The organism is Ruthenibacterium lactatiformans, from assembly GCF_000949455.1.
Taxonomy (GTDB): domain Bacteria; phylum Bacillota; class Clostridia; order Oscillospirales; family Ruminococcaceae; genus Ruthenibacterium; species Ruthenibacterium lactatiformans.
In genome coordinates, this window is sequence record NZ_JXXK01000014.1 from 18,199 (window position 1) to 32,964 (window position 14,766).

Consider the following 14,766-nt stretch of genomic DNA (forward strand, 5'->3'; position numbering starts at 1 on the left):
GGAAAGCGTTTCAAACCCCCGCCGTGCCGCCGCGGGGCGGCGCGCCGGACGGAGCCGGCCGCTTGTACAGAGGCAGGCGCACGGTCACCGTCGTGCCGCGTCCCACCTCGCTTTGGATGTCCACGCTGCCGTCCAGTGCGGTGACGATCTCATCCACCACAGCCAGCCCGATACCGCTTCCGCGCACCGCGCCTTTTCCCTTAAAAAACTTCACCTTGACGTTTTCCAAATCGTCCGGCGCAATGCCCCGCCCTTCATCCGAGATATTGACGAAAGCGCTGTTGCCGTCGGACAGCACGTCCATACGTACAGTGCCGTGGGGCGGAGAATATTTGACGGCGTTGTCCAGAACGTTGATGAACACCTGGCGCAGCCGGGCGGGGTCCGCCATCACCGGCATCGGCTCTTCGGGTTCGTCATACGCAAGATGCAGGCCCTCCAGCTCCACGCGGCGCTCCACCATGATGGCCGCGTCGCTCACCTCGGCCACCAGGTCCAAAAGCTGCAGGTCCAGCTTCAGGCCGTTCTGCATACGGGAAAAATCCAGCAGCTCCTCCACCATGCTGTACAGACGGTCCGCCTCGCTGGAAATGACCTGCACGCCCCGGCGGAAATTTGGGTCGGCCGGGTCACGGATGGCGGCGATGGTCTCCACCCAGCCCTTGATGGAAGTGAGCGGAGTGCGCAGCTCGTGGGAGACCGAGGAGATGAACTCGTTTTTCATGCGCTCGGTCTTGTCCAGCTCGCCCGCCATATGGTTGATGGTGTCGGACAGCTTGCCGATCTCATCATTATATTTGTTTTCGATACGCGTGTCCAGATTTCCCTCGGCGATCTTCGCGGCGGTAGCCTCGATCTCTCCGATGGGGCGCACGATACTGCGGATGAAGAACATGCCCGTCCACACGCTGAACAGCACCACTGCCGTGACCAGCGCCAGGCTGAAAGCCACCAGCGCCGCGATGCTCTGGTCCACCAGCGTGAGGCTGGTGACAAAGCGCACGGCCACGATCTCTCCCGCGGCCCGGGGCAGCAGTGTGGTGACGGCCATCACCTTTTCGCCCATGGCCGTGCGGTACACCGCGTGGCCCTCGCCCTTTTCGCTGGCCAGCGCCTCCAGATAATCCTCTCCGGCCACGCTGTCGTCCGGCGCAAATCCTGTGCTTGTCACCAGAGGCTTTCCAGCAGCGTTCACAAGCATCAGCTCGAACTTGTCCTTCTCCGTAAATTGCTCCACCATACGGCGCAAAAGCACGCCCTGGCTCTCGCCCGTCTGGGCCGCGCTTGCGTTGAGCTGGGTGATGATGGTGCTGGTGCGCGTCGTCATAGCCCGCCGCGCGCCGTCGTAGTAATTGGTGATGGAATAATACAGGAACACGGCCTCCGCCACAAGGCACACAGAATGGTGACAAGCAGGCTGCCGCGCACCCAGCGCTTGGTGATGCTGTTCACACGGCCGCCCCCTCTGCCCAAAGAAAATACAAAACCAGTGCTATGCGTTCCAGCGGTAGCCGTAGCCCCACACCGTCAGGATATGCTTGGGCGCGCTGGGCTCGTCCTCGATCTTCATGCGCAGACGCCGAATGTTCACGTCCACGATCTTCACGTCGCCGAAATAGTTTTCGCCCCAGACGCCCTCCAGAATCTTCTCGCGCACCAGCGCCACGCCCGGGTTGGCAAAAAACAGCTCCATGATCTGGAACTCCACCTGCGTAAGGTCGATGGGCGTGCCGTTCTTGTACAGCACGCGGCTTTTCTGGTCCAGCACGAATACGCCGGACACCATGCGGCCATCCGGCTCCGGCGCGGCCGAGGAGGCGCCCTGCCGCCCCACGCGGCGCACCAGCGCTTCCACGCGCGCCAGCAGCTCGCTGACACTGAAAGGCTTTGTCATATAATCGTCCGCGCCGATGGAGAGGCCTTTGATCTTATCCGTCTCCAGCGTTTTTGCACTGAGCATGATGATGCCGATGGACGCGCTGTCCCTCCGGATGGTCTCACACAGGGAAAAACCGTTCATTCCGGGCAGCATGATGTCCAGCACGGCCACGTCGAAGCCCGCCGACGGGCTGAACACCGCCAGAGCCTGCTCGGCGCTGGCAGCCTCCGTCACCTCGTAGCCGGCGAGGCGCAGGTTGAGCGCAACCACCTCGCGGATGGCGTCTTCGTCTTCCACAACCAGGATCTTTCTCATGTACATTCCTCCCGAAGGATGTCTTGAAGCCCGGTCATCCCAGCACAGCCACGCCGCGGCGGATCAGGTTCGCCTGTACCGCAGTGCAGCTTTCGCCGAAATACACGAGCACTTTTTTCTCTGCCAGCTGCGCCGCCTGTGTATAGGTGCCGTTGGCAGCGGCGCGGTCTGCCACGCGCACCGCGCACAGCAGGCTGTTGTCCTCTTTGGACCGTATCTGCCAATCGCTCTCGGACTGGGCGGATACGGTCATATTATCCTGCCATTCTGTGGGCAGGCGCACAAAATAGTTGTGATCCGCGTCGTAGACGCCGAACTGCTGCAGCGGCTGCTCGCACAGGTAGTTCATCCACTCCACGGGATAAAAACGCCGGGCCGACTGCAGCGTAGCGATGCTGGCGCCCACCTCGGGGATCAGCACCTCGCCCGTGCCCAAAAGGTCCTGGGGCCCCAACGCGGACAGGGTGCGGGAGCGCTGGCTGCGGGCAAATACGTCGCCGCCTTCCTCTTTGTCCGGATAGGGAAACAGCACGCCGTCTTCCCAACACAGAAGCTGGCTGGCCGCCCCCGAGGACACTGAACCGTCCACAATAAGGCCGCGGGCCGCGCCGCAGCGGGTCGCGTAAAGAGCGGTGCATTTTTCCAGCCGCTCGTCCAGCTCTACGCCCTGTGCCGCCGTCATGGCGCGCCCGTCCGGCACAAAAAGCTGCAGGGACAGCCCGCCCGGCTCCGATGTGGCGGCGGCCACCGCCAGCTCCGTACGTCCGCTGCCCGTCAGGTCGCCCAGCAGGTAGGCGTCATAGGGCTGCTTGCAGGCGGAGTAGATCGTCACGTCCCGGTAGTCGTAGACCTCCAGATACTTGTCCACCAAATTGGCGTTTGCATAGCCCACCACCAGCTGCGTGGAGCCGCCGAACACCTCGGCCAGCTCCACCTCGGCCACCTCGGTAGACAGGCCCATCACCTCGTAGGCGATGCTCCAGCCGCCGCTGCCGTCCTGCTCCAGCACCGAAAGATGCACGTTCTGGCCCTTGCTTTCGGCAGTGTACAGCACTGCGGCCTCCTCGGCGCCGTCGCCGTCCAGGTCCGCAAAGATTACCGGGTCCGGCTCGGCGCCGCCCCGGGGATATTTCAGCTGAAGGGTCTCGCCCAGATAGGCATTCAGAGCCGTCTGCACGGCGCTCTGCCGTTCGGACGGACGCGGCGCGCGCAGAAGCTCTTCCACATTTTTGCCGCCCAGGACAATGCCGTCGCAGCTGCACAGCAGCACACAGCACAACAGCGCTGCACACAGGCGCATCCGGTTTCGCAACACAAGACCCTCCCTCCGCGGCAGATCTCCGTTTTTCAGTACAGCATGACGCCGCGCAGCGGCCTCAGCAAAACCGCACCTGCTGCGGTTTTGCATGGTCCAATGTTCTCAAAACCCTGTGCGCCAGCACAGGGGCGTGTGCAGCGCACACGCGCAGCCGCGGCAGCGGCGGCTTTAAGGTTATTATATCACAAAAATATGAAGAAACGGTTACAAACAGTATAGCACGCGGCGGGCGATTAAACAAGGTAAATGCCCACGCTCATGGCCAGGATGCCCGCCACCAGTCCCCCCACGGTATAGCCGCGCCTGCCGTAGGAAAAGCCCTCGGGTATGAGCTCGCTGATGGATACATAGATCATAATGCCCGCGATGGTCGCGATAAGCCCGTTGAGGAACAGCGGCGAGATGAAGCTCCGCAGCAAAAAGAACGCCAGCAGCGCACCGGCGGGCTCGGCCAGGCCGGACAGCAGAGCGTAAAGCGCGCCGCGCACCCGGCTGTTTGTGGCGTAGTATACGGGCACCGAGATAGCGATGCCCTCTGGAATATTGTGCAGTGCAATGGCCAGCGTAAGCGTTGCGCCCAGCGTTGGGCTGGCGTAGCTTGTAAACAGCGTGAGGATGCCCTCGGGCAGATTGTGCAGCACGATGGCGGCCGTTGTCACCATAGCGCTGCGCAGCGCGCCGGGATTGATGGCCGGCGTCCCACGCGCCGCATGCCCGTCCGGGCGGGCCGCAAGCTCCTTTTCATCGGGGATGCACCGCTCCAGCAGCAGAGCGATCAGCATTCCCATCACGCACAAGCTGGCAGAGGCCAGCGCCGCCGGGAACCGGCCCATGGTATCGGAATAGGTCTCGACGGTATGCGGCAGCATGTCGGAGAGCGACACCGTAAGCATCACGCCCCCGGCAAACCCCATGGAAAACGCCATCATCCGCGCCCGCGGGCGTTTGAACAGCAGAACCACAAGCCCGCCCAGCCCCGTGGAAAGGCCTGCAAGCGTCGTGAGTGTGAGCGCGAACAGCATAAACATCAGCCCCTTTCCCCATCTATATGCGGGAGCCGTGCCGTTTCAGCACCCGGCGGGAGAGGGGTTTTCCGGCATGGCGGGGCAGTTACAGCAGCGCCGTGACGCCCTTCACCAGCACGCCCTCCACCATGGCTGCCATCTCCCGCGGGGAGATGGGCATCTCTTTCTCCAGCCAGCACTGCAGCATGCCGATGCAGCCGGATACGATGAAGGAATATACATAATCATAGGTGTCCCGCCCGTTGCTGCGGAACTGCGCGCCCCATTCGTCCAGCACGCGCAGGCGCACAATATCCTTGACCTTTTCCAGAAAGGCCATGTCGCCGTTGTGGCACAGCAGCACCAGGCACATGTCCGCATTGTCGGCCAGCAGCTCAAACATGCTGCACATGGCCGGGCTGGGCGTGGCCGCTGCCAGCACCGACTGCGCCGTCAGGCCGTCCAGCACGCGCTCGAACTCCACCAGCAGCTCGTCCTCGATGCTGTGCAGAAGCTGGTACACGTCTGTATAATGCAGATAAAACGTACCGCGGTTGATATCGCATTCCTCGCACAGTTCCTTCACCGTGATATCCTGAATGCTTTTTTCCCGCATCAGACGCACCAGCCCCTGCCGCAGCTGCCCGCGCGTTTTCCGCACGCGGCGGTCTGTGGTGTTCTCTGCCATGGCCTTTCCCTCCGTGTCATAGAAAGTTTACAAAAAAATCGACAGATGCTGTGCAATGTGTCTATTTTTCCACATAAATTTGCACAATGATGATTGCGGTTTTTTGTGATTCTTATTATAATGAAATCATCGAAAATAATCAACACCGCGTTTATTAACGGACAGCCTGTCCCTTAACAAGCGCTGAAGGAGCGTATCCGTTTTGGAGCATTTTGTTACCTTTGACAATGTCTGCAAATATTACCAAATGGGTGAAAACCGCATCGCCGCAGCCGACCATGTCACCTTCCACATCGAAAAAGGCGAATTCTGCATTATCGTCGGCCCTTCGGGCGCGGGAAAAACCACCGTGCTGAACATGCTGGGCGGTATGGACACCTGCGACGAAGGACATATCTGGCTGGACGGCAAGGAGGTGAGCGCCTACAATCAGCGGCAGCTCACCGAATACCGCCGGTACGACGTGGGCTTTGTATTCCAGTTCTACAATCTGGTGCAGAATCTGACGGCGCTGGAAAACGTGGAGCTCGCCAGCGAGATCTGCAAAGAGCCGCTGCCTGCGGCCGAAACGCTGCGCCAGGTGGGGCTGGAGCACCGCATGGGCAACTTCCCGGCGCAGCTTTCGGGCGGCGAGCAGCAGCGCGTTTCCATTGCCCGCGCGCTGGCCAAAAACCCAAAAATTCTTCTGTGTGACGAACCCACGGGCGCGCTGGACTACAAAACCGGCAAACAGGTGCTGGCCCTGCTGCAGGACACCTGCCGCAGCACGGGGCGCACCGTCATCGTCATCACGCACAACTCCGCGCTCACCGCCATGGCCGACCGCGTCATCCGCATCAAAAGCGGGCAGGCCATCTCCAATGTGGTGAACGAACACCCCACCCCGGTGGAAGAGATCGAGTGGTGACGCGGCTGTGAAAAAAACATACCGGAAAGTTGTGCTGCGCACCATGAAGGGCACCTTCAGCCGCTTCATCGCCATCGCCGCCATCGTGGCGCTGGGCGTTGGGCTCCTGTCGGGGCTGATGGCCATGCCCATCGATATGCGCACCACCATCGACGAATACTTTGACCGGCAGAACATGCACGACCTGCGCATCGTCAGCCCGCTGGGCCTGACGGACGATGACGTGGCAGCCATCGCCGCCGTGGACGGCGTCGACGAGGTGATGCCCGCCTATATGACGGACATGTTCGTGGACGCAGGCGAAAAAAAGAACATCGTCACACGCATTCACAGCCTGCCCACGGGCCAAATCGAGGAAAAAGAGCCGGAAAATTATCTGAACCGCCTGGACGTGGTGGAGGGCCGCCTGCCCATTCAGCGCAACGAATGTGTGCTGGTGGAAGGAAACGTCATCGACGGAACCGGACCGCTGAGCGTGGGCAATACGCTGACCATCGCCGCCACCAACGGCGACGTGAGCGGCACGCTGGCAGATACCGAGTTCAAGATCGTGGGCATCGTGCGCACCAGCTATTATTTCTCGGTGGACCGGGAAAGCGCCACCATCGGCGACGGCACCGTCGCCCTGAAAATGTACGTGGGCGAAGAGAGCTTTTCCCAGGAGGCTTACAGCGAGATCTTCGCCACTGTGGCCGGCGCGCAGGCGCTGGACAGCGCCTCGGACGAATACCAGGCCGCAGTGGACGCCGTGGCGGACCGGGTGGAGGCGGTCAGCGGCGCGCGCTGCACCGCCCGTTACAACGAAGTCAAAACAGATACCGAGCAAAAGCTGGCCGACGCCCGGCAGGAGCTGGAAGACGCCAAGGCAGAGGCTGCGGAAAAGCTGGGCGATGCAGAAGAGCAGCTGGACGAAGGGCGCGCGGAGCTGGAGGACGCCCAAGCGCAGCTGGACAGCGCGAAAAACCAGATTGCCAGCGGCGAAAAAGAGCTGCAGGCCAATAAGGAAAGTCTGCCCGGCACTCTGACACAGAAGCAGCAGGAGCTTGCGGCAGGCCAGGCCGCGCTGATCGACGCCAAAGCGCAGATCGAGGAAAACGAGGCCCTGCTGAACGACAAAAAGCAAGAGCTGGCCGACGCGAAGGCCCAGCTTGCCGCGGCCAAACAGCTTGTGGAAACACTGGAGCCCACTGTTGCCGAGGGAGAAGCACGCCTGCCGGAACTGGCGGCCGCGCTGCCCGCACTGCGGGAGGCCGCAGCCGCAGCCCAGGAAACGTATGACGCCGCAGCGGCGGCGGCGGACCTCTCCGGCAAGCAGGCCGCCTATGAGGCGGCGCAGTCCCGGGCAAACACAGCCAAATCCGAACGCGACGCGGCGCAGGCACAGGTGGACGCGGGCATGAGCGCCGCAGGCTGCGCCACGGAGGACGAGTGGCTGGCCACGGAGCCGGTTGCCGCCAAGGCCGCCATTGATGCACGGGACGCGGCGCAGGTGGAGCTGGATACCGCAAACGCGGCACTGAACGCGGCACAGGCCGAATATTCGGCGGCACAGACTGCTGTGGCCCCCGCGAAGGCGGCGCTGGACACCGCCAACGCGCAGCTGGCGTCGGCGCAGGCTGCCTACGACACGTCCAGCGCGGCGCTCGCCGCAGCGCGCACGCAGTTGGACACCGCAAAAGCACAGATCACCGAGGCAGAGCCGCAGATCGCAGAGGGAGAAAAGCAATTGGCCGACGGTCAGCAGCAGCTGGCGGCCGCCAAAAAACAGGTCCTGGAGGCGGAAAAGCAGATTGCCTCCGGCGAAACGGCCCTGAGCCTGGCCCCCGGCCTGGCCCAGCTCCAGCTGGAGCTGGCACAATCAAAGCTGGATTCCGCCAAGGCGCAGTATGAGGACGGCCTGGCCCAGCTGGAGGACGGCAAAGCCGAGCTGGAAGACGGCGAGGCGGAATACGAAAAACAGAAAAAAGATGTAGAGCAGCAGCTGGCCGACGCCGAGGCTGAGATCGCGGACGGGGAGCAGAAGCTGGCGGAGCTGGAAGTTCCGGAATGGATGATTCTGGACCGCACCTCCCACGTGAGCGCGTCCTCTTACCTTTCCAATGTGGATAAGCTGGAGGCCATCACCACGGTGTTCCCCATTTTCTTTTTCCTGGTGGCCGCGCTGGTGGCCCTTACCACCATGACGCGCATGGTGGAGGAAGAACGCCTGCAGATCGGCACACTGAAGGCATTGGGCTACAAGCGGGGACAGATCATGTTCAAATATCTGTTCTATGCCTGGGTGGCCACACTGGTGGGCGGCGCCGCCGGCCTTGCCTTCGGCTTTACGGTCATTCCCATCGTCATCTGGAACGCCTACGGCACCATGTATACCATCCCCGGGTTCCGCTGTCTGTTCCACGCTTCGCTGGCCGTGCTGGGCGTGGGCGCGGCGCTCCTGTGCACCAGCGCCGCCACACTGAACGCCTGCGGCCAGACGCTGAAAGAGTGGGCCGCACAGCTCCTTTTGCCCAAAGCGCCCAAGGCAGGCAAGCGTATCTTCCTGGAGCGCATCACACCGGTATGGAAGCGCATGAAGTTCACCCACAAGGTGACGGCGCGCAACCTGTTCCGATACAAAAAGCGCTTTTTCATGACGGTCATCGGCGTGGCTGGCTGTACGGCGCTGCTGGTGACGGGCTTCGGCCTGAAGGACTCCATCAGCGACATCGTATCCAAACAGTTCGGCAAGGTGTTCACCTATGATTTCCTCGTGACACTGAGCAAAGAGAGCGCCTTGAAGGATGCCGGATTCCAGGCGCTGATGGATGCTCCCGAACAGGTCACGAGCTACCTGCCCGTACAGCAGGAGCGCATTTCGCTGGATGTGGACGGCCAGAGCTATGACGTATACCTCTTTGTACCCGAGGATGAAGCACGGCTGGACAATTTTATCGACCTGCATGAACGCAAAAGCGGCGCAGCCGTACCGCTGACAGACGACGGCGTGGTCATCACGGAAAAGTTCAGCGACGAAGCGGGCCTTTCGCCCGGGGACACGCTCACGCTGGAAAACGGCGAAGGCCGGGAGGGCACATTCACCGTCACGGGCGTAGCGGAAAATTATGTGGAAAATTATGTGTATATGACGCCCTCCGTTTATGAGGACGCCTACGGCAGCGCGCTGGAATACAACTCTGTGCTGGGCATCCTGCCCGACGATGCGCAGGATGTGGACGAAGCCTTCTCCACATCCCTGCTGGAGGTGGACGGGGTAGCGGGCCTCACGCAGATGAGCAGCATGCGCTCGAGTCTGGACGACACCATCGCGAGCATCAACTATGTCGTGTACGTGATCATCCTGTGTGCCGGCATGCTGGCTTTTGTGGTACTGTACAACCTGATGAACATCAATATCACCGAGCGCACAAAGGAAATCGCCACCATCAAGGTGCTGGGCTTCTTTGAGCGCGAGGTGGAGGCCTACGTCTACCGCGAATCCAACGTTCTCACAGTGATCGGCATGCTGCTGGGCCTTGTGGGCGGTATCTTCCTGCACATGTTCATCATGCGCACGGTAGAGGTGGATATGGTCATGTTCGGGCGGGACATCAAGCCCCTCAGCTTTGTGCTCTCTGCCGTGCTCACCGTTGTCTTTTCCCTGCTGGTGAACCTCGGCATGAAGCGCAAGCTGCGGAACATCAGCATGGTGGAAAGCATGAAAGCGCCGGAATGACGCTGTACGCACCAAAACATAGAACGCCCCGGGCGGCCTTTCGGCCGCCCGGGGCGTTTGCGTCTGTTCACATGCGGGATGTACGTTTACTCCACCGTGAAGTTCACACTGAAGAAATCACCCGTGCCGGACTCGGATTCGCTGCCCGTGTAGTATTCCTCCAGATAAACCAGGCCGAAGTCCTTCACATCTGCGGGGGCCTCGAACACCAGGTCATAGGTCACTTCTTCGCCGTCGGCCAGTTCATATTCCAGCGGCATCATCGTGTCGTTGAACGCATCCAGCGAGAAGGTGTAATCATCGTCGTCGCCGCCGATGTTGCCCCACTGCAGCTGAAAGTCGGAATCATACATGGGGATCGTTTCGCCAAAGGTGTTCTTCACCTTTACGCTGCAAACGATCAGACGGTTTCCCTCCGCGGCAGTATAACCGTCATATTCCGCCGGGCTCGTGGCCTCCAGCACCGTATAATCGAAGAACATGTTGGACAGCGTATCGCCGATGCCGCCCTCCGTATCCTTCGAGCCGCCGTCTCCGCCGGAAAGCAGGTTCGGGCCGCAGGCTGTGAACGCCAGTGCAAACAGTACCATGGAAAGCGCCAGCGCGATGCGTTTCGTCATTTTTTTCATGAAAATCCCTCCGTGTTTCTGCCTCCGGAGCTTTCCCCGCAGGCACGCCGTTTCCCGGCGTTTCAATCGATATCCCAAAACGGCTCAATCTGTTTGTTCGCCCTGCGGTCCTGGGACGAACCGCGGTCTCCCAAACAGATTTTTGCGCAGTAATAATAAATTACACTATTTTGCAGGGATTTTCAAGCCGATTCGACACGGCTCGTCAAATTTTACAACTTTTAAAAAAGGCCTCGCTCAGGAATCAATATCCCATCTCCCGCAGCAGCCGGGCCAGAACGGAAAATCGCTCGCCCAGCAGCTCGCCGTCCTCGCCCAGCACATTGTAAAACAGGCGGATATCTTCTTCCAGCATGGGATTTTCCGTGCATACTTCAATGTCCATCGCGTCGCCCTGCAGGCCCACACGGTCGATCCGCGGATGCTCCGGGTCATAATATCGTGGATGGCGGTACGCTTCATCGCGAAAATACAGGTTGGTGCGGCACAGCAGGATGGCAAGGTCCAGAACGCGGTGCATGGGCAGCTCCTCCGACTGGCGCGACCATTTCTCCCCGGTATGCCGCCAGACTTTGGCCGAGATATCCACCTTGCCCCGGTCGTTCCATTGGGCCAGGCCCAGGGAAAGGCCCTTCGCATCGGAATGGTATGCGCCGCGCCCGTCGATACTGTCGTAATTTTCCGCAACAATGACAGGCTTGTGCTTTAATGTGGTGGGGATCTTCATGTGCGGTTCCTCCAAACTTCCTCGTGGTCCGGCAGCTTCTCCTGCCACAGCCGGCACAGCAGGGTAAGTTCCTCGGAATAATCGGTCTTTGTTTCATCGTCTTTGTCATAGGGCAGCTTTTCCAGCACGTCCACACAAAACGCCGCTCCGCCATGAACACGCCACGCCTCCTGCAGCGCCTTTTCCCGGCAGCTGCCCAACTCCAACTGGAATCGCAGGCTGTTGAGCGTGCCTTTCAGGTCGTGCGTCCAGCCCACATAATTTTTGCCCGTGGGAACGCACCGGAAAACGAAAACTCCCATCTCGGGACGCATGGCCTTATATTGTTCTTTTAATTCCCGCTTGCGGGCTTCTGACGGCATTTTTATTCCTTCTCTCAACCACTTATTTACTAAATTACTAGTTTAGTAAATATCAGTTTACGCCTCTGCCGCTTCTTTGTCAAGCAAAAGCCTGTTGTCTTCCCTCCAAAGCAAACCGTTTGCTTTGTAAATAAATTTTGAATATCAAAATATCTTCTTGACTTTCGGCTTTACCAGACGTATAATCGATTTTGTTTGAATTTCAAACTATTCACCTGAAGGAGGCCCGCAATGACACAGCATGAAGCGCAACTGAACGGTTTTTTGGTCAATGTATTCAATGATATCCTCCGTCTGGAGGAGGCCAGCATCCGCAAAGGGCCATGCAAAAACCTCTCTGTTTCCGAGATGCATGTGCTGGAAGCCGTGGAAAAGTCGTCTGTCGACGCATCCGGCGCAGCGGGCATGGCGGAGGTTGCCGCACATCTTTCCATCACCTCCGGCACGCTGAGTGTGGCTGTCAAAACGCTGGAGCAGAAAGGATATCTCGTCCGCTCCCGCGGCAGCCGGGACAAGCGCCGCGTGACGGTGGCGCTGACATCTGCCGCGCGGTCCGCGCTGGAAAGCCACGCGGCATTCCACGAAACACTGGTCGCCCGTGCAGCTGCCCGCCTGAGCGAGGCCGAAATAGCGGCGCTCTCCACCGCGCTCGCCTCCCTGCACGCTTTTTTTGCAGAATTGTGACAGCCGCCGCACCGGCCCGGCGAGCCATTTTCCGGGCAGGTGCTCCATCCCGTGCGGCCCCGGAGGGGGACGCACGCCCCATAGAAGAACAGGAGAAGATACTATGATCCGCATCCTCACCGATTCCACCGCAGATTTTTCCATGGCGGACGCCGCCGCGCTGGGCGTGGCCGTGGTACCGCTCACCGTCAGCTTCGGCGACGCCCACTATCAGGATGGGATAGACCTGCCCCTGGAGCGTTTTTACGACATGCTGGCAGCGGCCGATAAACTGCCCACCACTAGCCAGCCCAGCCCGGAGCTGTTTCTTTCCCACTTTCTTGCCGCCAAGGCGGCGGGCGACACCGTGATCTGTGTGCTGCTGTCTGCAGCGCTCTCCGGCACCTGCCAAAGCGCTGAGATCGCCAAAGAAGAAGCAGAATATGACAACATCTATATCGTCGACAGCCGCAGCGCCACATTGGGGCTTCAGCTTCTGGTGCGGCGTGCCGTTCAGCGTGTTGCCGAGGGCTTTTCCGCCATGGACATCGTAGCCGATCTGGAGACCGCCCGTACCCATCTGCGCCTGTATGCGGTAGTGGACACGCTGAAATACCTGCACAAGGGCGGCCGCCTTTCCGGCGCGGTTGCCATCGCCGGCGGCCTGCTGGGCATCAAGCCCGTGCTTTCTCTGGACGCCCGCGGCAAGCTGGGCATGGTGGACAAAGCCCGCGGCATGCCCGGCGCATATGTCGCCATTTTTAAAGGAATCGACCGGTGCGGCGGCATTGATGAAGCATGGCCCGTCGTAGTCGGCTATTCCGGCAGCCCCAAGGGCGTCGGCCCCTTTGCCTGCTATGTAACGCAGAACCTGCATCTGCAAAAGCCGATGGTGCAGGCCATCGGTACTGTGATCGGCACCCATGCGGGGCCGGGCGCCTGCGGCATCGCCTTTTTTGCCAATGAACCGTTCCCCGGTGAAACAGAGTAGTGCAGGCTCCGCCCACTTGACAGCTCTACCGCAAAGCTGGTACTATGAAACCGTATCTCAGCGGGGAAGGTTCCCCGAACAGAGGAGGGCTTTCATTGCCAAAAAACAAACGCATTCTCGGAGCAGCCCTGCTGCTGGTCCTCGGGCTTATTTTTGTGTTTTTCGCAGTTAGCCCATGGGAGATCCTGCCCTTTTTAAAAGGCGGCTCCTTCCGCGTGCAGGCCGGCATCATCGGCGGCTTTCTGCTTCTGGGCGGCATCACGAACCTTTTGCATCCGAAAAATAAATGACCTGCGTAAAAGCGCGGCGCCCCGTACCGGATGACCCGGCACGGGGCGTCTTTCTCTTTGTATGCAAAGTATGCCGCCGCAGGCCGGCATCACAGATCCTGCACATTCATTTTTTCCAGCTGCTTTTTCCGGCGCCTGCCACTGCGGCAGATAAAGAACACCATCAGCAGCAAAAAAGCCGGGATGCCCGAAACCAGGAATACCGCCAGCACGCCGCCCAACACCTGGTTCCAGGGTGTATCCGGCGCAGCTGTATAGCTCAGCGCCATCACCACCGCATACAGGCCGGCGAGGATAGGCAGGGCCAGTCCCGGCCATATGCTCTCCCTCCTGGCCAGAAAAACCTCCAGCACGCAGCCCAGCACTGTGAACACCAGCAGAACGCCCAGACCGACCAGCGTCGTTATGATTGCCATTACGCATCCTCCCCTTTCGTTTTTTTGTAGCTCTGGATCAGCAGTTTGGCGGTATCAAAATCCAGCTTGTCCGCCACGGCCAACCTCTTGACGAGCGCCACATACGGGTCTGCCGCTGTATCTTCGCTCAAATGTATTTTTTGGATGAGCCTGTCCAGCCTCAGGCGCACCGTGGGATAAGTGACCCCGTACAGCCCGGCCACTTCCTTCAGGCTGCCGGAGGCCAGCAGGAATTTTTTGATGAACGCCACGTCCTCATCCTCCAGCCCGGCCATCCACTCCGGAACCGTTTCAATTGCCATAGCGCGCCTCCTTTCACTATATTAAATATATACTTTAATTTTATTAAAGTCAATATTAAATTTATATTTTCACAAACTCCATGAATCAGAAAAGCCCCCGCTGCGTCCTGCAGCGGGGGCTTGGAAAAACCAAACTTATTTCAGTTCGATCTTGGCGCCGGCATCTTCCAGCTTCTTCTTCATTTCCTCGGCAGCGTCCTTCGCAACAGCTTCCTTCAGCGTCTTCGGAGCGTTGTCGACCAGGTCCTTCGCTTCCTTCAGGCCCAGACCGGTAACTTCCTTAACGGTCTTGATGACGGCCATCTTGTTGGCGCCGACTTCAGCCAGCACAACGTCAAACTCCGTCTTCTCCTCGGCGGCGGGAGCAGCGGCAGCGGCAGCAGCCGGAGCAGCGGCAACAGCGGAAACGCCGAATTCTTCGCAATAGGTGTCGATGAGCTCTTTCAGCTCCAGGATGGACAGGCCTTTGATCTCGTCGATAATGGCAGTGATTTTCTCAGAAGCCATGATAATACCTCCAATTTTATTTTAGTGTTGTTTTGTGTTTGGGTGCGGCCGAA

The 14,766-nt window shown here is 59.8% G+C and carries 16 protein-coding genes; 5 read left to right on the forward strand and 11 right to left on the reverse strand.

Annotation, left to right across the window (positions count from 1 at the left end):
• Positions 1–10 precede the first annotated feature (10 nt).
• From TQ39_RS10595 to TQ39_RS10615, 5 genes are all read right to left on the reverse strand, one after another.
• On the reverse strand, positions 11–1,378 hold the full coding sequence (locus TQ39_RS10595; protein ID WP_242853485.1) for a sensor histidine kinase: 1,368 nt from the start codon (positions 1,376–1,378) through the stop codon (positions 11–13).
• A gap of 114 nt (positions 1,379–1,492) precedes the next feature.
• Positions 1,493–2,194 carry a response regulator transcription factor gene (locus TQ39_RS10600; protein WP_009323864.1) on the reverse strand — a complete coding sequence of 234 codons (702 nt, stop codon included), beginning with the start codon at positions 2,192–2,194 and terminating at the stop codon, positions 1,493–1,495.
• 34 nt (positions 2,195–2,228) lie between these two features.
• Positions 2,229–3,506: a hypothetical protein gene (locus tag TQ39_RS10605; protein ID WP_009323863.1), complete on the reverse strand. Its 1,278-nt coding sequence runs from the start codon at positions 3,504–3,506 to the stop codon at positions 2,229–2,231.
• 239 nt (positions 3,507–3,745) lie between these two features.
• The gene (gene zupT / locus TQ39_RS10610) at positions 3,746–4,540 is read right to left on the reverse strand and encodes a zinc transporter ZupT (RefSeq protein ID WP_009323862.1); all 795 of its coding nucleotides are present in this window, start codon (positions 4,538–4,540) and stop codon (positions 3,746–3,748) included.
• 82 nt (positions 4,541–4,622) lie between these two features.
• Entirely contained in the window at positions 4,623–5,204 is a 582-nt protein-coding gene (locus tag TQ39_RS10615; protein WP_009323861.1) for a TetR/AcrR family transcriptional regulator, read from the reverse strand.
• 202 nt (positions 5,205–5,406) lie between these two features.
• On the opposite strand from TQ39_RS10615, the gene TQ39_RS10620 reads away from it, so the two are divergent.
• Both TQ39_RS10620 and TQ39_RS10625 read left to right on the forward strand, forming a co-directional pair.
• Positions 5,407–6,111: an ABC transporter ATP-binding protein gene (locus tag TQ39_RS10620; protein ID WP_009323860.1), complete on the forward strand. Its 705-nt coding sequence runs from the start codon at positions 5,407–5,409 to the stop codon at positions 6,109–6,111.
• A gap of 7 nt (positions 6,112–6,118) precedes the next feature.
• Positions 6,119–9,826: an FtsX-like permease family protein gene (locus TQ39_RS10625; protein WP_050005507.1), complete on the forward strand. Its 3,708-nt coding sequence runs from the start codon at positions 6,119–6,121 to the stop codon at positions 9,824–9,826.
• 86 nt (positions 9,827–9,912) lie between these two features.
• Here TQ39_RS10625 and TQ39_RS10630 read toward each other — a convergent pair whose 3' ends face one another.
• The 3 genes from TQ39_RS10630 to TQ39_RS10640 all read right to left on the reverse strand — a co-directional run bounded on the left by TQ39_RS10630 (position 9,913) and on the right by TQ39_RS10640 (position 11,544).
• Complete coding sequence (locus TQ39_RS10630) at positions 9,913–10,455, reverse strand: DUF4352 domain-containing protein (RefSeq protein ID WP_050005508.1); 543 nt, start codon at positions 10,453–10,455, stop codon at positions 9,913–9,915.
• Between the two features lie 244 nt (positions 10,456–10,699).
• Positions 10,700–11,182: a DUF6530 family protein gene (locus TQ39_RS10635; RefSeq protein WP_009323857.1), complete on the reverse strand. Its 483-nt coding sequence runs from the start codon at positions 11,180–11,182 to the stop codon at positions 10,700–10,702.
• The gene (locus TQ39_RS10640; protein ID WP_050005509.1) at positions 11,179–11,544 is read right to left on the reverse strand and encodes a GIY-YIG nuclease family protein; all 366 of its coding nucleotides are present in this window, start codon (positions 11,542–11,544) and stop codon (positions 11,179–11,181) included. Before TQ39_RS10640 ends, TQ39_RS10635 begins: the two co-directional genes overlap by 4 nt.
• A gap of 231 nt (positions 11,545–11,775) precedes the next feature.
• Between TQ39_RS10640 and TQ39_RS10645 the strand changes: the two genes are divergently transcribed.
• The 3 genes from TQ39_RS10645 to TQ39_RS10655 all read left to right on the forward strand — a co-directional run bounded on the left by TQ39_RS10645 (position 11,776) and on the right by TQ39_RS10655 (position 13,488).
• Entirely contained in the window at positions 11,776–12,228 is a 453-nt protein-coding gene (locus TQ39_RS10645; protein ID WP_009323855.1) for a MarR family winged helix-turn-helix transcriptional regulator, read from the forward strand.
• A 103-nt stretch (positions 12,229–12,331) separates the two neighbouring features.
• Positions 12,332–13,198, forward strand: coding sequence for a DegV family protein (locus TQ39_RS10650; RefSeq protein WP_009323854.1), 867 nt, complete (start codon positions 12,332–12,334; stop codon positions 13,196–13,198).
• A 95-nt stretch (positions 13,199–13,293) separates the two neighbouring features.
• Positions 13,294–13,488, forward strand: coding sequence for a hypothetical protein (locus TQ39_RS10655; protein ID WP_009323853.1), 195 nt, complete (start codon positions 13,294–13,296; stop codon positions 13,486–13,488).
• Between the two features lie 89 nt (positions 13,489–13,577).
• On the opposite strand, the gene TQ39_RS10660 is transcribed toward TQ39_RS10655, so the two are convergent.
• The 3 genes from TQ39_RS10660 to rplL all read right to left on the reverse strand — a co-directional run bounded on the left by TQ39_RS10660 (position 13,578) and on the right by rplL (position 14,713).
• Positions 13,578–13,904: a hypothetical protein gene (locus TQ39_RS10660; protein ID WP_050005510.1), complete on the reverse strand. Its 327-nt coding sequence runs from the start codon at positions 13,902–13,904 to the stop codon at positions 13,578–13,580.
• Complete coding sequence (locus tag TQ39_RS10665) at positions 13,904–14,206, reverse strand: DUF2089 family protein (RefSeq protein ID WP_009323850.1); 303 nt, start codon at positions 14,204–14,206, stop codon at positions 13,904–13,906. The genes TQ39_RS10660 and TQ39_RS10665 overlap by 1 nt, the downstream gene beginning before the upstream one ends.
• Positions 14,207–14,341: 135 nt before the next feature.
• Positions 14,342–14,713, reverse strand: coding sequence for a 50S ribosomal protein L7/L12 (gene rplL, locus TQ39_RS10670; protein WP_009323849.1), 372 nt, complete (start codon positions 14,711–14,713; stop codon positions 14,342–14,344).
• Positions 14,714–14,766 lie beyond the last annotated feature (53 nt).